Annotated in this window: 14 protein-coding genes; 8 read left to right on the top strand and 6 right to left on the bottom strand. The window is 68.3% G+C overall.

Translation table 11 applies throughout. The features are described from left to right. Positions 1-7 precede the first annotated feature (7 nt). The 5 genes from tssE (at position 8) to tssA (ending at position 7,349) form a co-directional block, all read left to right on the top strand. Positions 8-493 carry a type VI secretion system baseplate subunit TssE gene (gene tssE / locus WJ35_RS09395; protein ID WP_010096524.1) on the top strand — a complete coding sequence of 162 codons (486 nt, stop codon included), beginning with the start codon at positions 8-10 and terminating at the stop codon, positions 491-493. Positions 494-558: 65 nt separating this feature from the next. Continuing rightward, positions 559-2,394: a type VI secretion system baseplate subunit TssF gene (gene tssF, locus WJ35_RS09390; RefSeq protein ID WP_010096523.1), complete on the top strand. Its 1,836-nt coding sequence runs from the start codon at positions 559-561 to the stop codon at positions 2,392-2,394. Next, a complete protein-coding gene (tssG, locus tag WJ35_RS09385) occupies positions 2,358-3,458 on the top strand; it encodes a type VI secretion system baseplate subunit TssG (RefSeq protein ID WP_069239071.1) in 1,101 nt (366 codons plus the stop codon). Before tssF ends, tssG begins: the two co-directional genes overlap by 37 nt. A 38-nt stretch (positions 3,459-3,496) precedes the next feature. Then, positions 3,497-6,172, top strand: coding sequence for a type VI secretion system ATPase TssH (tssH, locus tag WJ35_RS09380; protein WP_069239070.1), 2,676 nt, complete (start codon positions 3,497-3,499; stop codon positions 6,170-6,172). A 55-nt stretch (positions 6,173-6,227) separates the two neighbouring features. Then, a complete protein-coding gene (gene tssA, locus WJ35_RS09375) occupies positions 6,228-7,349 on the top strand; it encodes a type VI secretion system protein TssA (protein ID WP_069239069.1) in 1,122 nt (373 codons plus the stop codon). Positions 7,350-7,548: 199 nt separating this feature from the next. Here the strand turns inward: tssA and WJ35_RS09370 are convergent, their stop codons facing one another. From WJ35_RS09370 to WJ35_RS09350, 5 genes are all read right to left on the bottom strand, one after another. Further along, positions 7,549-8,124 carry a hypothetical protein gene (locus tag WJ35_RS09370; RefSeq protein WP_045578564.1) on the bottom strand — a complete coding sequence of 192 codons (576 nt, stop codon included), beginning with the start codon at positions 8,122-8,124 and terminating at the stop codon, positions 7,549-7,551. 141 nt (positions 8,125-8,265) lie between these two features. Continuing rightward, positions 8,266-9,213 carry an OmpA family protein gene (locus WJ35_RS09365; protein ID WP_060077007.1) on the bottom strand — a complete coding sequence of 316 codons (948 nt, stop codon included), beginning with the start codon at positions 9,211-9,213 and terminating at the stop codon, positions 8,266-8,268. Positions 9,214-9,217: 4 nt separating this feature from the next. After that, complete coding sequence (tagF, locus tag WJ35_RS09360) at positions 9,218-10,210, bottom strand: type VI secretion system-associated protein TagF (protein ID WP_010092853.1); 993 nt, start codon at positions 10,208-10,210, stop codon at positions 9,218-9,220. Beyond that, complete coding sequence (gene tssM / locus WJ35_RS09355; RefSeq protein ID WP_069239068.1) at positions 10,207-14,121, bottom strand: type VI secretion system membrane subunit TssM; 3,915 nt, start codon at positions 14,119-14,121, stop codon at positions 10,207-10,209. Before tssM ends, tagF begins: the two co-directional genes overlap by 4 nt. A 302-nt stretch (positions 14,122-14,423) precedes the next feature. Beyond that, entirely contained in the window at positions 14,424-15,269 is an 846-nt protein-coding gene (locus WJ35_RS09350; RefSeq protein WP_060232674.1) for a M15 family metallopeptidase, read from the bottom strand. 123 nt (positions 15,270-15,392) lie between these two features. Between WJ35_RS09350 and WJ35_RS09345 the strand changes: the two genes are divergently transcribed. Together WJ35_RS09345 and WJ35_RS09340 are read left to right on the top strand one after the other, a co-directional pair. After that, complete coding sequence (locus tag WJ35_RS09345; protein WP_060232672.1) at positions 15,393-16,364, top strand: hypothetical protein; 972 nt, start codon at positions 15,393-15,395, stop codon at positions 16,362-16,364. Between the two features lie 198 nt (positions 16,365-16,562). Continuing rightward, positions 16,563-17,579 carry a transporter gene (locus WJ35_RS09340; protein ID WP_029226619.1) on the top strand — a complete coding sequence of 339 codons (1,017 nt, stop codon included), beginning with the start codon at positions 16,563-16,565 and terminating at the stop codon, positions 17,577-17,579. Between the two features lie 116 nt (positions 17,580-17,695). Here WJ35_RS09340 and WJ35_RS09335 read toward each other — a convergent pair whose 3' ends face one another. Further along, positions 17,696-19,861, bottom strand: a complete 2,166-nt coding sequence (locus tag WJ35_RS09335) for a M1 family metallopeptidase (protein ID WP_069239067.1) — start codon at positions 19,859-19,861, stop codon at positions 17,696-17,698. A gap of 643 nt (positions 19,862-20,504) precedes the next feature. On the opposite strand from WJ35_RS09335, the gene WJ35_RS09330 reads away from it, so the two are divergent. Continuing rightward, positions 20,505-20,999, top strand: a complete 495-nt coding sequence (locus WJ35_RS09330) for an LEA type 2 family protein (protein ID WP_069239066.1) — start codon at positions 20,505-20,507, stop codon at positions 20,997-20,999. Positions 21,000-21,040 lie beyond the last annotated feature (41 nt).

The following is a 21,040-nucleotide window of genomic DNA, read 5'->3' as shown; positions in this document are numbered from 1 at the left end:
CGGCCTGATGAAACGATTCGAACCGAGCTTTCTCGACAAGCTGTTCGACGATGAACCGCACCTGCCGGCTTCCGCGGCGATGCGGCAATTGTCGCTGGAAGAGCTGAAGAACACGGTCGCCCGCGATGTCGAGGCGATCCTCAATACCCGTATCGCGCATACCGATCACGAACTGGCGACGCTGCCGGAATGCCAGAAGTCGGTGCTGACCTACGGGCTGAACGATTTCGCGGGCCTGAGCCTCGCGAGCCATTACGACCGCACCTACATCTGCAAGTCGATCCAGCTGGCGATCGCGCGCCATGAGCCGCGCCTGCAGCAGGTGCAGGTGACGTTCGAGCTCAACGAGCAGTCGACCAACGCGCTCTATTTCGCGATCCAGGCGCTGCTCGTCGTGCATCCGGCCGAAGAGCCGGTCAATTTCGACGCGATGCTGCAGCCGTCGACGCTGCAGTATTCGGTCACACGCGCGCGCGCCGCGAAAGCGCAGTAACTTACGCCGCCGCGCGGGCCGGACCGTCCGGCGCGGCACGCAATGAATGAGGTTCGGGGTCGTCGATGGAAGAATTGCTGCCGTATTACGAGCGCGAATTATCGTTTTTGCGGCGCTATTCGCGCGATTTCGCCGAACGCTACCCGAAGATCGCGGCGCGTCTCGCGCTCTCCGGCGAGCATTGCGAGGATCCGCACGTCGAGCGGATGATCGAGTCGTTCGCGCTGCTCGGCGCGCGGATCAACAAGAAGCTCGACGACGACTACCCTGAATTCACCGAAGCGCTGCTGGAAGTGCTGTATCCGCACTACCTGCGGCCGTTCCCGTCGTGCTCGATCACGCAGTTCGCGCTCGGCGCGCCGGGCCAGCAGACCGAGCCGGTGGTCGTCGAGCGCGGCACCGAGCTGAAGAGCCGGCCGATCCGCGGCGTGCAGTGCCGGTTCCGCACCGCCTACGACGTGACGCTCGCGCCGATCCGCATTTCCGAGGCGCGCTACACGCCGGTCGCGCTCGCGCCGAGCGCGACGGTGCTGCCGCCCAACGCGACCGGCGTGATCTCGATCACGTTCGAATCGCTCGCGGCGCAGCTCGACCTCGGCGCGCTGAAGCTGCCGACGCTGCGCGCGCACCTGCACGGCGAACAGTCGTTCGTCGCGGCGCTCACCGATTGCCTGTTCGTCAACGTGCTCGGCGCGTACGTCGAGCCGGAGCGCAACGGCCGCTGGACCGCGCTGCGCAAGCTGCCGATCGCGCAGGCGGGCTTCGACGAGGGCGACGCGCTGATCGACTACCCGGCGAAATCGCATCCGGCGTACCGGCTGCTGACCGAGTATTTCGCGTTCCCCGACAAGTTCGACTTCGTCGATTTCGACCTCGCCGCGATCGCGCGCGCGTCCGGCCGCTGCCAGCGCTCGACGCTGCATCTCGTGCTGCAGGACGTGCGCGGCGACTCGCACGTCGCGCGCCTGCTCGAACTGCTGAGCGCGAACCATTTCCGGCTGTTCTGCACGCCGATCGTCAACCTGTTCCGCCAGCACGGCGAGCCGATCCGCATCACGCACCGCGCGGTGTCGTATCCGGTGATCGCCGAGGCGCGCCGCGCGTTCGCGTACGAGGTGTATTCGATCGACTCGGTGAAGCTCGTGCGCCAGCAGGCGCACGAGGAATCGGTGATCGAGTTCCGGCCGTTCTATTCGCTGCACCACGGCGAATCGGCGCGGGTCGGCCATTACTGGTTCGCGCGCCGCAACGACTGGGTCGCGCAGAAGAGCCCCGGCTACGAGACCGAGATCTCGATCGTCGACATCGATTTCGAGCCGACGTCGCCGCAGACCGACACGCTGAGCCTCGACCTGACCTGCACGAACCGCGACCTGCCGGCGATGCTGGCGTTCGGGCTCGAGGGCGGCGACCTGTTCCAGGAAGGCGGCGCGCAGACGAGCAGCATCGCGATGCTGCGCCGGCCGACGCCGAGCGTGCGCTTCGAGCGCGGCCGCTCCGCGCACTGGCGGCTCGTGTCGCATCTGGCGCTCAACCACGTGTCGCTCGTCGATCACGGCCTCGCGCCGCTGAAGGAAATGCTGACGCTGTACGACCTGCGGCGCACCGCGGTGTCGATGCGGCAGATCGACGGGCTCGCGGGCATCGAGCAGCGCGGCGCCGTGCAATGGCTGCCCGGCAAGCCGTTCGCGACCTTCGTGCGCGGCATCGAGATCCGCGTGACGATCGACGAGGAGCATTTCGTCGGCTCGAGCCTCGCGTCGTTCGTGCGCGTGCTCGACAGCTTCTTCGGGCTGTACGTCCACCTCAACAGTTTCGTTCAACTAGTCGTCGTGTCGAAGCGCACCGGCGAGGAGATCATCCGATGCAAGCCCCGGACCGGCGAATCGATCCTGGCGTAGTCGGCGCGCTGCTCGACGAGCCGCACCGCTTCGAGTTCTTCCAGGCGGTGCGCGTGCTCGAAGGGCTGTTCGCGCGGCAGGCGACCGATGCGCCCGGCGCGTGGCGGCACGGCGACGTCGTCGCGCAGCGCATCGCGTTCCGCAACACGCTGTCGCTCGGCTTTCCGGCGAGCGAGATCGAGCGCGTGCGGTCGTTCGACGACGACGGCGCGCCGCTCGACGCCGACGATGCGCGCGACGCGGCGCTCGCGGCCGGCGAGCTCGGCCGCGTCGAGCTGACGCCCGCGTTCTTCGGGCTGCTCGGCGGGCAGGGCGCGCTGCCGCTGTACTACACCGAGCAGATCGGCGCGCGCGAGTACCTGAAGCGCGACCACGCGGCGCGCGCGTTCTTCGACGTGTTCTCGAACCGTGCGACCGCGCTGTTCTACGCCGCGTGGAAGAAATACCGGCTGCCGTTCCATTACGAGCTCGACCGCGACGAGCGCTACCTGCCGCTGCTGCTCGCGATCGCGGGCGTGACGAGCGACGAGGTGCGCGACAGCCTGCAGGCGGGCGCGGGCGGCGTGCTCGACGAGGCGGTGGCCGGCTACGCGCTGGCCGCGCGGCACCGGCCGATGTCGGCCGCGTACCTGCAGCGCACGCTGTCCGACTACTTCCGCGTGCCGGTGAAGATCGACCAGTTCGTCGGCAAGTGGTACGACGTGCCGGCCGACCAGCTGAGCGTGCTCGGCGAGGTCAACGCGGTGCTCGGCGGGACCGCGCTCGTCGGCGAGCGCGTGTGGCAGCGCGACATGCGCGCGCGGATCGTGGTCGGCCCGCTGGCGAAGCGCGACTACGAGGCGTTCCTGCCCGGCGGCCCGCGGGCGGTCGGCCTCGAACGGATGCTGACGCTGCTCGCGGGCGTCACGCTCGAATACGAGGTGTCGCTCGTGCTGAAGCGCACCGAGGTCGGCCCGAGCCGGCTCGGCGCGGGCGCGCGGCTCGGCTGGGACGCCTTCCTCTGCACCCGCGACGCGGCCGAGGATCGCTCCGACGCCCGCTACGAGCTGCACGTGATTCACTGACTGACAACAAACAAGCAATCGAACCTGAGATCGACGCCATGAGCACGCCCCTGAAGACCCTGATCACGAAACTGAATCCGCTGTGCCGGCAGGCGGCGCAGCACGCGGCGAGCGCGTGCCTTGCGCGCGGCCACTACGAGGTCGATCTGGAGCACCTGTTCCTCGCGCTGCTCGACGAGCCGGCCGGCGACCTGCCGCTGGCGCTGCGCGCGAGCCGCATCGATCCGCACGCGCTGCGCGCGGACCTCGAGCGCGAGCTGACGCGCCTGAAGACCGGCAACACGCGCACGCCGGTGTTCTCCGTGCACCTGATCGCGCTGTTCGAGCAGGCGTGGCTGATCGCGTCGCTCGATTCGCAGCTCGGCCGCATCCGCTCGGGGCATCTGCTGCTCGCGCTGCTGACCGCGCCGGACCTCGCGCAATTCGCGCAGCGGATGTCCGCGCAGTTCGCCGAGATCCGCGTGACGGACCTGAAGCACAAGTTCGACGAAATCACCGCCGGGTCGAGCGAAGCCGAGCCGCGGCAGGCGGAAGCGGCGGGCGACGGCGACGGCGGCGACGCGCCGGCGCTCGACGCGGCGCCCGCGGGCGGCCAGTCGAAGACGCCCGCGCTCGACACCTACACGACCAACCTCACGCAGCGCGCGCGCGACGGCAAGATCGATCCGGTGATCGGCCGCGAGGCGGAGATCCGCCAGGCGATCGACATCCTGATGCGGCGGCGCCAGAACAACCCGATCATGACGGGCGAGGCGGGCGTCGGCAAAACGGCCGTGGTCGAGGGGCTCGCGCTGCGCATCGCGGCCGACGACGTGCCGCCGCCGTTGCGCGGCGTCGCGCTGCACGTGCTCGACATGGGCCTGCTGCAGGCCGGCGCGAGCGTGAAGGGCGAGTTCGAGAACCGGCTGAAGAGCGTGATCGACGAGGTGAAGAAGAGCGCGCATCCGATCATCCTGTTCATCGACGAGGCGCACACGATCATCGGCGCGGGCGGCCAGGCCGGCCAGAACGATGCGGCGAACCTGCTGAAGCCGGCGCTCGCGCGCGGCGAGCTGCGCACGATCGCCGCGACGACGTGGAGCGAATACAAGAAGTATTTCGAGAAGGACGCGGCGCTCGCGCGGCGCTTCCAGGTCGTGAAGGTCGAGGAGCCGAGCGAGCCGCTCGCGGCCGCGATGCTGCGCGGGATGTCCGGGCTGATGGAGAAGCACTTCAACGTGCGGATCCTCGACGACGCGATCACCGAGGCCGTGCGCCTGTCGCACCGCTACATCAGCGGCCGCCAGCTGCCGGACAAGGCGATCAGCGTGCTCGACACCGCGTGCGCGAAGGTCGCGCTCGCGCAGAGCGCGACGCCGGCCGCGATCGACGACACCAGGAAGCGCATCGAGCGGATCGACGCGGAGATCGCGTCGCTCGAGCGCGAGGCGGCGAGCGGCGCGTCACACGACGAGCGGCTCGGCGAGCTGCGCGGCGCGCGCGACGCGGCGCTCGCACAGCTCGCGGCGGACGAAGCCCGTTACGAAGGCGAGCGCGCGATCGTCGCCGAGATCACCGAATTACGCGCGGCGCTCGACCGCGCGCGCGGCCCGTCGGAGGACGGCGAGCCGGTCGACGTGCAGGCCACCCGCGACAAGCTCGCCGAGCGCGTCGCGACGCTGCATGCGCTGCAGGGCGGCGAGCCGATGGTGCCGCTGCAGGTCGACGGCCACGTGGTGGCCGAGATCGTCGCGTCGTGGACGGGCATCCCGCTCGGCCGGATGGTGAAGGACGAGATCGGCACGGTGCTGAACCTGCAGCCGCTCCTCGCCGCGCGCGTGATCGGCCAGGACCACGCGCTGGAGGCGATCGCGCAGCGCGTGCGCACCGCGTCGGCGAGCCTCGAGGACCCGAACAAGCCGCGCGGCGTGTTCATGTTCGTCGGGCCGTCGGGCGTCGGCAAGACCGAGACGGCGCTCGCGCTGGCCGACATCCTGTACGGCGGCGAGCGCAAGATGGTCACGATCAACATGAGCGAGTATCAGGAGGCGCACAGCGTGTCGGGCCTGAAGGGCTCGCCGCCGGGCTACGTCGGCTACGGCGAGGGCGGCGTGCTGACCGAGGCGGTGCGGCGCAATCCGTACTCGGTCGTGCTGCTCGACGAGGTCGAGAAGGCGCACCCGGACGTGCTCGAGATGTTCTTCCAGGTGTTCGACAAGGGCGCGATGGACGACGCGGAAGGGCGCGAGATCGATTTCCGCAACACGCTGATCATCCTGACGTCGAACGTCGGCTCGTCGGCCGTGATGCAGGCCTGCCTGAACAAGCCGGCCGAGGAGCTGCCCGATCCCGACGCGCTTGCCGAAGCGCTGCGCCCGCAGCTGTACAAGACGTTCAAGCCCGCGTTCCTCGGGCGCATGAAGGTCGTGCCGTACTACCCGATCTCCGACGACGTGCTCGCCGAGATCATCGAACTGAAGCTCGACCGCATCCGCCGCCGGATCGACGCGAACCACAAGGCCGTGTTCGAGTGGGACGAGTCGCTGGTCGACGCGGTGCTCGCGCGCTGCACCGAGGTCGATTCGGGCGCCCGCAACGTCGACCACATCCTGAACGGCACGCTGCTGCCGGAGATCGCCGGCCACGTGCTGGGCCGGATCGCCGACGGCGCGGCCATCGCGCGCATCGCGGTGCGCGCGGACGACGCGGGCGCGTTCGAATACACGGTCGAATGAGCGGTCGGATGAGCGCCGCGCGCGAAACCTCCTGCATCAACGGATTCACTGAACCATGCCGATCAATCTCCCCGACTTGCTGACGCCGATCAGCGACGCGTCGCCGTGCGGCGACGACCTGCTGTTCTCGAACGATTTCGACGCGATCCAGGAGGCGCGGCGCTTCGACGACCCGTCGCTGGACCAGGGCGAATGGGTGACCGAGATCAAGGAAGCCGACTGGAGCTTCGTCGTCGCGCGCTCGAGCGAGCTGCTGCGCACGCAGACGAAGGACCTGCGGCTGGCCGTTTGGCTGACCGAGGCGCTCGCGCTCGAGGACGGCATCACGGGCCTTACCGACGGCTACTCGCTGCTCGAAGGGCTGTGCCGCCAGTACTGGGACACCGTGCATCCGCTGCCGGAGGGTGACGACACCGAATACCGGCTCGGCAACGTCGCGTGGCTCGCCGGGCGCACCGCCGAGCTGCTGCGCGCGGTGCCGTTGACGGACGGCGCGTCGAACGCGTTCAGCACGCTCGACTGGGAAGTCGCGCAGCACGTCGCGCAGGCGGTGAAGCGCGACCCGGAGCACGCGAACGACATCGCGCGCGGCAAGCCGTCGGTCGAGCAGATCGACGCGTCGCGGCGCGTGACGTCGCTCGCGTTCTATTCCGCGCTGCTCGGGAACCTGAAGGCGTTCGAATTTGCGCTCGACGCGTTCGAGGAGACGCTCGACGCGCGCGCCGGCGATGCGGCGCCGAGCTTCCGCCAGGCACGCGACGCGTTCGAGACCGTGTACCGGCTCACCGAGCGCTTCGCGCGCGAGCAGGGCTATACGGGCAGCGCACCGCACGCGCCGTCGGCGCAGCAAGCGCAGCCGGAGCGCGTCGAACCGAGCTTCGGCGACGCGTTCCACACCGAGGAGACCCATGTGCAGACGCAGACCGCTTCGCGTGCGCCGGTGGCGCAAATGATCGCCGGCATCCAGAACCGTGCGCAGGCGGTCGACCAGCTGCGCGCGGTCGCCCGCTATTTCCGGCAGACCGAGCCGCACAGCCCGGTCGCGTATCTCGCGGACAAGGCGGCCGAGTGGGCCGACATGCCGCTGCACAAGTGGCTCGAGAGCGTGGTGAAGGACAGCGGGTCGCTGTCGCATATCCGCGAGCTGCTCGGCGTGAGGCCCGACGAGCAGTCGTGAGCGATGATCGTTTGGCCTGAGAGCCTCAGGTTCCGCAGCGACATGCGGTACTGGCAGGAGCAGAACCGAATCCACGCGAGCCGGAGTGGCCTGCGTTCCTCGAGACACTGAAAACCTCGGCCACACGTACAGACGACGCAGTAGCGCGATGCGGTTTTACGTACTCGCCGATACGCTATCGGCGAGCTCGCACGTTGCGTCATAAACCGCTGACGCGACTCCGCGCTCGCCGTGCCTTGTGTTTCACCGCCTGCTTTTTGCGATCCTCGCCCCACGGCAACAGCGAAACGCTCACCGCACACAGCATCAACCCGCCAACCAGACCGAACAGCGCGAATCCGGTTTCACGCACCCATGCTCCGCCAACAACCGCATCGTTACGCCGAGCAACGCCGGGAAACATCGGCGAAACGCGCAGCCCGTCGGTCGCGGCCGCGCTGCAATATGTATGGGTGAATGCGCCGAACTGTTCGCGGCTGAGCTTGGACGCTTCCGAACGCGAATACACCGGCGATCCGGCCGGCCGCCACGTCGTGTCGTACTGCCGCGTATGTTCCGCGCCATACCGGAACACGGCGCGCGCCTCCCAGGTCACGGCGGATTTCCCATACCGGAGCGACAACTCGCATCGCTCGACGACGGCGGGCACGCGAGGCCACGCACGGGCGCGAACGAGGATGGCGGAATCGATCGCGTCCGCCGCACCCATCAGCACGAGCGTCGCGCCAACGAGCAGCAGAACGGCCGACCGCAGGCAGCGCAGTGCGTCTTTCACGGGAACGGCCGGATCGAACGATCGACCGACCAGCGGACCGGCGCATTGGCCAGGACGCGGCCCATCGATCGCGCCCGCGCGATCCACGGGCTGCGTTCACCGGCGTCCTGCCGTCGGCTCGCCATGCCCACACCCGCGCGTCTACTGCCCCACCCGGAAATCAATCCTCCGATTCCGCGCCCGCCCTTCAGCCGTATCATTCGGCGCGATCGGCTGATCCGGGCCCACCCCCGTCGTGGTCATCTGCTGCGACGCGATCCCCTTCGTGATCAGATAGCCCTTCACCGCATCCGCGCGCGCCTGGCTCAGCGCGATATTCGACGCGCGGTTCCCCGAATTGTCGGTATGCCCGATGAGATCGACCGTGCGGTTCGGCATCTTCGAGAGCGCCGCGGCCATCTGGTCGAGTACCACCTTGCCCTGCGGCGTGAGCGTCGCGCTGCCGGTCTCGAACTCGATCGTGCGGTTCGCGAGCGTCTGGTCGAGCAGCCCCTGCTCCGACGCCGACACGCGCAGCCCGTTCTTGATCGTGTACGTCGGGTTCAACGTGTTCGCCATGTCGCTCGCGAGCTGCTGGCGCTGCGCCTCGTTGCGCACCTCGCCCTTCATGTCGATCTGCGTGCCGTTGATCTTCAGCTGCCCCTTGCTGATCTGCTTGAGCTGCGGGCCGATCAGCTTCTGCACGTTCGCGCTCCAGTTCGGCGGCGTCGCGACGTCGCCGATCTCGATCTGGTCGACGACGTTCGCGGCGCCGTAGGTGTCGCGCAGCTTCTGCAGCACGGCGGCCTTGGTCGCCTCGTCGGGCACCTTGCCGCCGACGACGACCTGGCCGGGCGTCGCGTTCGCGGGCGGCGGCGCCAGTGCCGTCGTCGCGGCGGCCGGATGCGCGGCCGTGCCGGACGTCAGCGATGCGGGGGCGGCGGTCGCCGGCAGTGCGCTCGTCTGGACGGTGCCGTTGCCGACCGGCGTGACGGTCGCGCCGCTGTTCTGCGCGAAGCTGCTGGCGCCGGCGGCGAGCAGGCCGGCGGCGACGAGGGCGGCGATGACGGGCGAAAAGCGCGCGCGGCGGGCGTGATTCGTGTTGCGCATGCTGTCAGCCTCCGATGAACGCTTCGCGGAACGCGTCGATCGCGAAGCGCAGCGACAGTTGCGGTTGGTCGAGATAGCTGACGAGCTTGCTGATCTGTTGATCGTTTTGCGCATGGGCGTCGATCCACTCCGGATCGTCGATGTCGATGTTGTGGGCGGCGTAGGTCTGCGGGTCGACGACGCTCAGCAGCGTTTTCGCCGACGCGCCGTTGAAGCCGATGATGAGCCGTTCGCGTTCGGCGATCGAGCCCATGAAGATCGCGAGCTCGAAGTCGGCCTGCGCGACGAACGGCGCGATCAGTTCGAGCCAGAACGCCGCGACGAGGCTGCGGTAGAACGGGTCGACCGGCAGCGGCAGCGTGAGGCCGCGCTCGATGTGCGACGAGCCGCTCTGCATCACCGGGCGCAGCAGCGAGCCGAGCGCGAGCATCGCGCCGCGCAGCCGCACCGGATGGCCGCTCGCGAGCAGCATCTGCTCGAGGCCGTACAGCGACTGGTGCTCGATGAAATCGTTGAACGTGCCGTCGTGCGCGTTGCCGGGGCCGCTGCCGACTTCGATCGGCACCTGCGTGTCGCCGAGCGCCTGCAGCGCGCCGGGCGGCTCCTCCTTGCCGAGCAGCGGCGGGATCTGCTGCGCGACGCGCGACCACAGCCGCGCGAACGCGAGCGGGCTGCGCGCGAGGAACGCGACGGGCCGCTCGACTTCGAGCGCGGCCGCGCCGAGGAACGGGAAGCGGCGCATCGACACGTCGTGGCTCGCGACCATGTGCCCGGCGATCGCGAGCCGGCTGCGCGAGCCGAGGAACGCGAAATGCATCGGCTGCGCGTCTTCGTAGACGATCTTCCAGCGCGGGTCCTCGGCGAGCAGCTCGAGCGCCTGCGCGATCCAGCGGTCGAGCGTCTGCAGCAGCTGCGGGTTGTGCGGGCTTTTGACGAAATCGCCGCGCGACGGGATCTTGCCGAAGTAGGCGATCTGCGCCTGAACGGTTTGCGTCATTGCGCCCCCTGTGCATTCGATGCGGTGGCGGCCGCAACGGCCGGTGCCGCGGCCGGCGCGCCGGCGCCCGCCTGCGTCGCGTTCTGTGCGGCGCCGGCGCTCGCGTCGGCGACCGACGACGGCAGGCGCAGGCCGCGCAGGCTCTGCTGCTGCGGCTGGTCGCCGCCGCCGCCCGTCGGCTGCGACGTGCTGATGATGCGCATCGTGACCGACACGTTCACGTTGCCCTGCGTCCACGTGAGGTCGAAGGTGCCGTCCGGGCGGCGCTTGCGCTGCGCGGAGTTGATCAGCTTCTCGAGACCGTAGCGGCCCGGCTCGTTGACGAGCTGGATCGTGCGGCCGTCGAAGGTGGTCGCCGACAGCGTCGCGCCCGGCGAGCCCTGCGGGTTCGGCCACACGAAGTTGGTCCACTGCGGCGGCGTGTTGCGGTAGCGCAGCTGCTGGCCGTCGATCGCGACCGTGTACTCGGTCGTGCCGCTGCTCGGCTGCGGCAGGATCTGGAACACGGTCTGCGGTTCCGACGACGCAGCGCCGCCGCCGGCGCCCGCCGCGCCGCCCGAGAGCGGCGCGACCCAGCGCGCGAAGCCGTTCGTGAAGTCCGGCGCGAGCGCGAGGCCCATGTCGCCCCAGGTGCGGGCCGCGAGCGTGTCGCCGCGGCGCACCGCGAGGGGCCCGAGCGTCGTGCCGACGAACTTCGCGATCGAGCCGTCCGGACCGAACACCTGCGCGATCTCGCTGGCGCCGGCCTCGACCTTCGCGCTCGCCGCGAACGGGTACTTGGTCGCGAGCGAGCCCTGGAACGGCTGGTAGACCTGCGCGTTCCACACCTTGTTGACTTCCGCGCTGGCCGGCTGGATCACGACCGAGAACGCCTGCATCAGCGGCCGCACCAGCAGCGGGCGCAGCGACTTGCGTTGCGTGTCGGTCAGGCCGGTCAGCATCTGCTCGTCGACGAACTTCAGCGAATCGGCCAGCTCCGAGCCGCTGCCGTCGAGCGTCTGCTGCATCAGCTGGCGCGCGCCCGGGCCCGGGTCGCCCTGGTTCTTGATCACGTTGAAGCGCGTGCGGACCTTCGACAGCGTGTCCATGTAGCCCTTCAGCAGCGACGTGCCGTCATGCGTCGCGACGATCCGCGCGAGGCCGACGAACTCCTGGCCGACCGGGCCCATCGGCACGTCCGCCGGATTGCCGTTGATGTCGATGTTGGCGGCCGCCACCTGGCCCGCCTTCGTGCGCGTGAACAGCTGCTTGAACCAGTTCACGACGCCCGTCTGCGCCTTCTTGATCGTCGCGTTCGCGAGCGACGGGTTGTCCCACGAGGTCTGGTCGTACGCGGTCTCGAGCACCTTGCGGATCGGCGAATCCTGCGGGTCGCCCAGGCGGTTCATCCCGTCGACCGCCTGCCCGAAGCTGCTGAAGCCCTGCACCGCGATGCCCTGCATGAACTTCTGCCAGTGCTGCGCGTATTCGGTCTTGTACATGCCGACCAGCGTCTTCTGGATCTGCTCGGGGCTGCCCTCGAGCGTCAGGTCGTCCTGCGTCGACGTGTTCAGCACCCAGTCCTTCGCCTGCAGCTCCTTGGTCGCGGCGTCGCGGATCGCCGGCTGCACGTACTCGAACCACGCGTCGCGCGTGAACGTGCCGGGGATCGCGTAGCTGCCGGCGATCAGGCCGCCGTTGCCGTCGCCGACGATGCGCGCGATGGTCATCGGCGCGAAGCGGGTCGACGCGCGCGCCTTGATTTCCTCGTACACGCGCTGGCGGGCCGGCATCCCGCGCACGACGCGGCGCAGGTTCTCGCGGGTCTGGTCGACGAGCGAGAGGTTCGCTTCGATCATCGGCCAGTCGTTGTCGTTCACGCGCGCGAGGTAGAACGAGATCATGCGCTCGGCGCTCCGGATCATCTCGTCGCGCGGCATGTTGCCGCGATTCGTCTCCAGCCAGCCGCGCCAGAAGCGCGCGACCTGGTCGGTCAGGTGCGCCTGCTCGACGTGGCGCTTGTCGGACAGCATCAGGTAGGTCTTCAGCGCGTTGTACGCGTCCTGCACGTTGGTCGGCGACGCGTCGCTGTACAGGCCGCCCTGGGGGGCTGCGGCCGGCTGCGCGGCGGCGGCCTGCGGTGCGGCCCCGGCCGGATTCGTCGAGACCGGGATGGCGCCGCCCTGCACCGCGCCGGACTCCGGCGGGCGCGTCATCGGCACGAGCTGGTCCGGATGCGCGTTCACGTCCTTCAGGAACGACGCGAGGTTCTGCGACACCGGGCTCAGCAGGATCTGGCGCACGCCGTTGTAGTACTCGGTCAGCAGGTGCTGCTCGAGACGGTCGCCCTGGTAGAGGCCGAGCGACACCGACACCGGCTTGTCGCGGCGGAACTGCTCGAGCTGCTCGATGCGGTCCTCGAGGATGTCCATCGCCTGCAGGCGCGACTGCAGGTCGTTGCGGCCCTGCTGCATGCGCGAGACGTTGTCGAGGTCGGCCTGCACGTTCGCGACGAGCTGCTGGTTGCCGATCGTCGACCAGGTCCAGCCGCCGAGCGCGAGCGCGAGCGCCGCGACGAAGCCGAAGAAGGTCGCGTAGCGCAGGCGCGTCTTGGTCGGGCTCGCGAACTGGCGCACCGTCTGGCGGTCCGCGAAGACCACCTTCGAGAACAGGTCGCGCAGGAAGAAGCCGTTCTTCGAGAACGCGCTGTGCGGCTTCGGCAGCGCGCTCGCGTCGAGGCCGAAGCGGTGCGCGATGCGCTGCGCGGCGGCGCTGCTGGTCTCGCCTTCCTGCAGCGCGCTGGTGAAGTAGAAGCCGCGGAAGATCGGCTTGTACTGGAACGGGTTGTTCTCGAACAGCGTCGCGAGGAACGCGCGCAGCGCCGGCTTGATCGTCGAGAACTCGAGCGGGAAGCTCAGCTGGCCCGGCGACGCCAGGTTGCCGCGCGACAGCGACAGCTGCGCGACGCTGATCTCCTTCAGCCCGTCGTACAGCTCCTCGAAGCGCTCGTCGAACAGCGCGACGACGTCGCGCTTCTCGTCCGGCTCGTAGGGCAGGGTGGCGCCCCACACGCGGTCGTATTCGTGCTTGTCGCTGCTGCTGAAGAACTCGGTGAAGCCGGTGATCAGGTCGGCCTTCGTGAACATCACGTAGACCGGCGCGAACACTTCGAGCTTCTCGGTCAGCTCCTGCACGCGCTGGCGGAGGTTTTTCGCGAGGTTGATCGCGAATTCGGGGCGGTTGCCGGTGAGTTCGGCGATGCTCGCGGTGACGATGATGCCGTTGATCGGCGCCTTCGGGCGGTAGCGCTTGAGCAGGCCGAGGAAGCCGAGCCACTCGCTGCGGTCTTCCTCGTGCACCGAGTAGCGGCCCGCGGTGTCGAGCAGGATGCCTTCGGTCGTGAAGAACCAGTCGCAGTTGCGGGTGCCGCCGATGCCGTGGATCACCGCGCTGTTCTTGTCCGCAAACGGGAACTGCAGGCCGGAATTGATCACCGCGCTGCTCTTGCCCGCGGCCGGGTTGCCGATCACGATGTACCAAGGCAGCTCGTACAGCGCGGAGCCGCCGGACACCTGGCCGATCTTCGAGGTCTTGATCGTCTTCACCGCGTCGGACAGGCGCGTGCGCAGCACGTCGAGGTCGGCCGTCTTCGCGTCCGTCGTTGCCGCGGCGGCGGCCGGCGCGGCGATCTTGCCGGTTTCGGCCTGCTCCTCGAGCATCTCGCCGAGCTGGCGGTTCGCGCGCTTCACGCGCCAGCGGCGCCACAACGCGACGCCGAGCCACAGCGCGAGGATCGCCGCGAAGGCGAGCGCCGCCCACAGGAGCGGCAGCTGCAGCGTATCGGCGGCGATGAAGAGGATCGCCGCGAGCGCGACGATCCCGACGATCGAGAGCGTACGCGGGTGAGTCAGCACGTTGAGGATGCGTTGCATAGGAAGTTCAGGTTCCGGTGCGATTCGATGAGGCGACACAGGCGCGTCGAGCGGCAAGGGTGGCGCCGCGATGTGTCGCCATGCTGTCAAACGGGGTGAAAGAGGCCGGCATCAATGCGCCCGCGGCATCGGAGAAGGCGCGCGCATTGATGAAAGGACGCTGTGAGATTTAAAACGGGACCGGCGGCCCGGGAAAATCGCGCACCGGAATGCACGACCGCTTGCACAGCCCATATCGTTTCCTGCCGGGATATTAGAAAGCCCCATGCCGCCCTCATTATTTCCTGTCCGGCCAGCCCTGGCTAGCTGCCGCGTCCCAGTTTAAAACCGGGTTTATGGTATTCAACGTGCCCCAGATCCATCATTTTCCAGCGCCCGCCCCAGGTCAGGCCGACCTGTTCGGCGGTCTGTCCGTATAACTGGTAGCCGCGCATTGCCCACGGATCTTTCTCGGAAATGACCAGCTTGCCGTCGCGCAGGAACGCGTTGTCGGACGCCAGCCCGAATTGGTGATAACTCTGGAACGCCGCCGCATTGGTCACGCTGCTGCCCATTTGCGCCAGCCGGTTTTGCCGTTCCGGGCTCCGGTAACCTTCCAGCAATGCCATTTCGTAACCGTGCTGCTCGCGCATGATCTTGTAGACCAGCAGCAAGCGCGTGCGGAAATCCGGGTCCAGCAGGTTCCAGTCGCGGCTGGCGTCTTTCAGCGCCGGCCGCACCTGCTCGACTTCCTTGGTGGCAAAGACTTCCGGCGGCAGCGGCGGGGGCGGCACGAGCTGCTCGCCCTCCAGCAGGGCGGCGATCTTCTCGTCAGGCGCGCGCGCCGTGTCGTCGAATTGGAATAATTGCCGGCCGCGCAACGCAATGGCGACCAATGGCGGCGTCGCAAGAATACCTGTCGACACCATAATCAGCAAGCGCCGCCGGACAAGTAAATTTTGCATGTCGTTTAAAGCACCCCGGGTAACGCTTGCCGATTTAACAATCTGACTGCGGGTGCGACTGGCGCGATCGCTCGCACGGCGCGTGAGACGGCCGTGAAACTGGGCGACGGATTCAAAAACGGTTGCCCGGACGCCGGGTAAAAGCAGCAGCGCCGCGATGGCGACTGCAAGGGCGAAATAGGCGACGAGTGCGACGGCAATCAACGAAATCCCCGGAAATTGGAATTGATTGTGTTTTGCAATGCTTGCTCTTAGAATCAGGCCCTGCTCTGAGAGGCCGGGCTATATTATCGCGGCGAATTAAACCAGGATTCAATGAGACACTGAATGAGTGCGCCGGACAATTCGAATTCAAAAACTCCGCCCAGCCTGCTGTCCGACACGAAACAGGCCGACGGGTCCCAGCATTCGCGGATTCTCGCGGATCTGGAGGGACGCGTCGCACCGCAGCCCGAACCGCCGCGCCGTTCGCTGAAGGCGCCGATCGCAGCCGTCGTCGCGCTCGTGGTCGCGGTCGGCGGCTGGGGCGCGTGGCGCATGCAGCAGGCGGACGACACCACCACGGCGGTGGCTGCCGCACCCGCGGCACCTGCCGCGCCGGTGCCGGCGAAGGCCGCGCCCGCCAGCGCCGTTGCGCCGCAGGTCGCGAGCGCGCCGCAGCCCGCCACGATCGTCAACGACGACGCAGCTTCCCGAACCGTTGCATCCGCATCGTCCGCGCCCGCCGCGGACAACGGCCGCCTGTCGCGCGCGCTCGCGAGCGGCGCCGATGACGCGTCGGGCGCCGCTGCGTCGGGCGCCGCCGCGCCGGCCGTCGCGCCGGCCGCGGCAGCCAAAGCCGATGCCGCGAAGGGCGCGAAGCCGGCAGCGAAGGCGACCTCGGCCGCCACGGTCGCCGCCCGCAGCAAGACCGATGCCGCGCGCGCGAAGGCCGACGCAAAAGCCGAAGCAAAGGTCGAGGCCAAAAAGCGTCGCAAGGAGCAGCAGGCCGAAGTCGCGCAGGCGAAGAAGCGTCGCGACGCGTCGACGCGCACGGCGAGTGCGAAGGACGATCCGGATGCCGACCTGCTCGCGGCGCTTGTCGCGCGCACGAAGCCGGCCGACAAGAAGCCCGCGGCGCAGGCTGCGCCGACCAAGACCGCCGCGACGGCGGGCGGCGCGACGCTCGGCGCGCGCGTGAAGGAGTGTTCGGAGCGCGGCTTCTTCGAGGATCAGCTGTGCCGGTGGCGCGTGTGCGACGGCCACTGGGGCAAGGATCCCGCGTGCCCGTCCGCCGAGCAGTCGCAGAACCGCCAGTAAGCCGCCCCCGTTGCCGATGCTTGCGCCGCCCGCCGGGCGGCGCGTTGCGTTCGACGCCGCGACGCCGTTCGTGACATCGTCACGAAAACGTCACATCGGTCGGGCATACGTCGTGGTTCCTTTCCCTGCGCGGCGTCCGGGCGCGTGCGGCGCGCCCGCCGATGATGCCCGTCCGCCGCGCGCCGCACGACCTTCGACATGATCGTACAGACTTACGGCGCGGATACCTCCGGCATGGTGTGCGGGTTCCGGTTCATGCCCGGCGAGCCCGGGGCGATGCTCGACGCCGAGGCCGCCGCCGACTGGCTGCGCGGGCACCGCGCCGCTGCGCCGGACGATGCGTTCGTCTGGCTGCACTTCAACCTCGCGCACGGCGCGAGCGAGCGCTGGATGCGCACGCACCTCGGGCTGCCCGACAGCTTCTTCGAATTCCTGCACGAAGGGTCGCGCTCGACCCGCATCGAACAGGAAGACGGCGCGCTGCGCGCGATCGTCAACGACGTGATGTTCAATCTCGAACTGACGCCGTCGGAGATCGCGACGCTGTTCGTCCACGTCGAGCGGCGCATCATGGTCACCGCGCGGCTCAAGCCGCTGCGCTCGGTCGACACCTTGCGCGCGAGCGTGCGGGACGGCGAGCGTTTCCGTTCGCCCGCGGAGCTGCTCGTGCACCTGCTGCGCGACCAGGCCGACCTGCTGATCCAGATCATGCGGCGCACGAGCGTCGACGTCGACCGCATCGAGGATCGCTTCCTGTCGCAGCGCCTGACCGCGAGCCGCGTCGAGCTGGGCGCGATGCGCCGCACGCTGACGCGGCTGCAGCGCATGCTCGCGCCGGAGCCCGGCTCGATCTTCCGGCTGCTCGCGAAGCCGCCCGCGTGGCTGCATGCGGAGGACGTGCAGGAGCTGCGCGAGTCGACCGAGGAATTCTCGCTGGTGCTCGCCGATCTCGCCGGGCTCGTCGAGCGGATCAAGCTGCTGCAGGAAGAGATCGGCTCGCGCCTCGACGAGCAGAACAACCGCACGCTGTTCACGCTGACGCTCGTGACCGTGATCGCGCTGCCGATCAACATCGTCGCGGGGTTCTTCGGGATGAACGTCGGCGGGATTCCGTTCTCGGAGAACAAGCACGGCTTCTGGCTGATGGTGCTGCTCGTCGCCGGCTTCACGGCGCTTGCCGCGTGGTGGGCGTTCCGGCGGCGCGGCGACCGCTAGCGGCGCGCAAAAAAAACGGGCCCCGCATGCGGGGCCCGGCGCCGGACCAGACGGTTCGAACGCCGGCCGGCGCCGCGCATGCGGCGGCCCCGGCCGGGCGAGCGCCGCCGTCGCCGTTACTGCACCAGCGTCCTGCGCGGCTTGAACATGCCCTGGTAGCGCAGCGACGGACGCTCCTTCGTCGTCGGTGCGATGCCGCCGAAGCTCGGCGTCTGACGCAGCTTCATCGCGGCCGGCGAGGCGACCGAGCCGATCGACGTCGAGCGCGAGGCCGGCGCGAGGTTGTTCGCGACCAGCAGCGCGGCTTCGCTCTTCAGGTTCGCGAGCAGCACCGGATCGGTCGAGCGGTTGACCTGCGTGAGCAGCCCGCTCCATGCCGCGTCGCTATAGTTCACGACGTAGTAGTCGAGCCCGCTCGGGTCCGCCACCACGCCCGTGCAGCCGTCGATCCGGATCTGCGCCTGCGTATCCTTCAGCGCGTAGGTCGTGCGATTGGCGAGACCCTGGCCGTATGCGAGCGTGATCGGCACCGTCCACTGCGTGCCCGGATACGGATTCTTGTTCGGGAACGGCTGCTGCTTCAGCGTGACGATGGTCTGGTTCTTCGTCAGGTCGCACTGCGTGTCGAGCGAGACCAGCGGCACGCCGGTCTGGCGCACATAGCTGTCGCCGATCGGGCCGACGGCCTGGCCGGTCGACTTCGACACCGCGTCCCACAGGCGCTTCGGCGTGCCGTTGCCGAACGAGTAGTCGGTCAGGTACTGCTGCAGGCCCTGGCGCAGCGGCTGCTCGCCGACGAAGTTCTCGATCGTCTTCAGCACGTGGGCGCCCTTGTTGTAGACGAACGCGCTCGCGCTCACCACGAAGTCGTTCGAGGCCCACCCGTTGAAGTTCGGCGCGACCGGGAACGCGTTCGGGCCGATGTCGCGGTTGATCACGCGATACTTGTTCGTCACCTGGTCGAGCCAGCTGAACTCGTCCGGGAAGAACTGGATCGTCGTCTTCACTTCGAAGAACCGCGCGAACGACTCGTTCAGCCACACGTTGTCCCACCAGTCGGCGGTGACGAGATCGCCGAACCACTGGTGCGCGACTTCATGCGTCAGCACCTGGTTGCCGTAGCGCGACATCGGCTTGCCCGGTTCGGGCAGGATGTCGTCCGCGAACTCGAGGATCGAGCCCCAGTTCTCCATCCCGCCGAAGTTCAGGTTCTTCTCGGCCTTGAACGCGTCGTTCGCGGCGACCGTGTCGAACTTCTTCAGCGGCAGCGGAATGCCCGTATAGCGATAGTAGAAGTCGAGCGCCTGCTTGGTCCGCTGCATCGCCGGCTGCGCCCAGTCGCGCATGCCCGGCGGCGTGAACACGCGCAGGTGCAGGCCCTTGCCGTCCGGCAGCGGGCTCGAGAAGTCGTCCTCGTAGGTGTCGAACAGGCCGCCGCCGAAGAACAGCAGGTACGACGGCATCGGCGGGGTCTTCTCGAACGACACGAGCTTGTAGCCGCCGCCGACATTCGTCGACGGCTTTTCGGCGCCGTTCGACACGACGCGCCAGTTCTGCGGCACTTCGGCGGTCACTTCATAGGTCGGGCGGAACGCCGGCTCGTCCCAGCCGGGGAACCACTGGCGCGACAGGTTGGTTTCGCCCTGCGTGAGGATCGCGCCGCTCGTCGTGCCGTCGGTCGCCTTCAGGTCGACGCGGAACACCCCTTCGGCGGCCGAGCAGCCCGGATACGGATCGTCGCCGCAGCTGCCGCCCGTGTGGTTGACCGGATCGTCGTAGGTCTTGAAGTTGATGATGCCCGACCACTCCATGTGCAGCGAGTAGCTGCCGGGCGAGATCGTGCCGCTCGCCGGGCGCAGCTGGTAGAAGTCGCCCTTGTCCTGCGGCGTCGCGATCAGCTGGATGTTGCCCGGCTGCAGCGTGACGCGGCCGTTCGTGAACTTGATCCGGTGGCCGGCGACGACGATGGACGACACCGGCTTGAGCACCTTGATCTCGACGTCGGCGCGGCCGTCGAACGCGTTCAGCGCGTCGTTCGGGCGGAACCAAAGCCGGTAGTTGACCGGCACGACGGTGTCGGGCAGCTCGACCGGGTGCGCGCTCTTGTCGACATTGGACGCGCTCGGCGCCGTGGCGACCGCCGGCGACGAGCTCGATTGCGGCGCACCGGCCGAGCTGAGCGCGGAAGCGGAGCCCGAGCCGCCGTCATCGCCGCCGCATCCGGCGAGCGCGAGCGCGGCGACCATCGGCAGATAACGCATCTTGCGAATGTTCATCCACATACTGAAACCTCGTTATTGAAAGAATCGTTCAGTGCTGCGAAAACGCCGGCAAAGGAAATCCCTCGCCGTTAATCGGTGGCGATGACGGATGCCAATGACGGATTATTCGAAAATACGGCCGGCTGACTACGTGAACATAATCATGGTTTACTGCCCCCTCTGTGTTTCCGGATATCGGTTGACTTGCCGGTTCAAAATGGCCGTGCGCGGGTTGTACTGAATTGATTTCGCGCACACGACACGGGGCCGCGCGCCCTGCGCGGGCGCGCATTCCCTTGATTCCCTTTGAAACGACGACCCACGGGGCGGACCGCGCCGGGCCGCAGTACGGCAGGACGGCATGTCGCCGTTCCGTGGAATCGCCGTCATGCCGCTGCAAGGTTTGTCGGCCTGCTCGAAGGATGGGTCAATATACTTGATGGTTTTGGGTAAAGGAAACGAAAAATTTAGAAAGCGTATATCTAGAATTTTTTGCATGGCATTGAATGCCGGTCGGTATTAATTCGCTTTTGGAGGCTTCAGTCGTTTCCGTAGTTTTAATCTATTAACGATCTCGCCGCGAAGTGGAAACTACGAATCGGGGCGCGGTCGGTACAATGCAGCGACGATCCATTCCGCCGATTGCCGCCAAGGAGGCCTGCCGATGACCCGCGCCCTGTTCCGTATCGCACCGCTGCGCGCCGCGCTGTTGCTGTTCGCCGCGCTGTTCATGCTCGGCGGTTGCGCGGGCCTCACGCGCGAGCCCGTGTCCGTGACGGTCGCCGGGCTCGATCCGCTCGTCGGGCAGGGGCTCGAGATGCGCTTCATGCTGAAGCTGCGCGTGCAGAACCCGAGTGATGCGCCGATCGAGTACGACGGCATCGCGGTGGCGCTGGAGCTGAACGGCCAGCCGTTCGCGAGCGGCGTCAGCGATCGCGCGGGCGTCGTGCCGCGCTTCGGCGAGGCGGTGCTCGACGTGCCGGTCTCCGTGTCCGCGTTCGCGGCGGCGCGGCAGGTGTGGGGCCTGGCCGGCGCCGCGTCGGCGGGCGAGCTGCCGTACGCGCTGCGCGGCCGCATCGCGGGCGGCGCGCTCGGCGCCGTGCACTTTTCCGATGCGGGCACGCTGCGCCTGCCGGCGCTGCCGGCGTCGGGCGGCTAGCCGGCCGCCGTTTTGCCGGGACGGGCAAAGCGCGGTATGGT

The sequence above is a fragment of the Burkholderia ubonensis genome, assembly GCF_001718695.1.
GTDB lineage: Bacteria > Pseudomonadota > Gammaproteobacteria > Burkholderiales > Burkholderiaceae > Burkholderia > Burkholderia ubonensis_B.
This window is presented reverse-complemented; position numbering and strand designations above follow the sequence as displayed.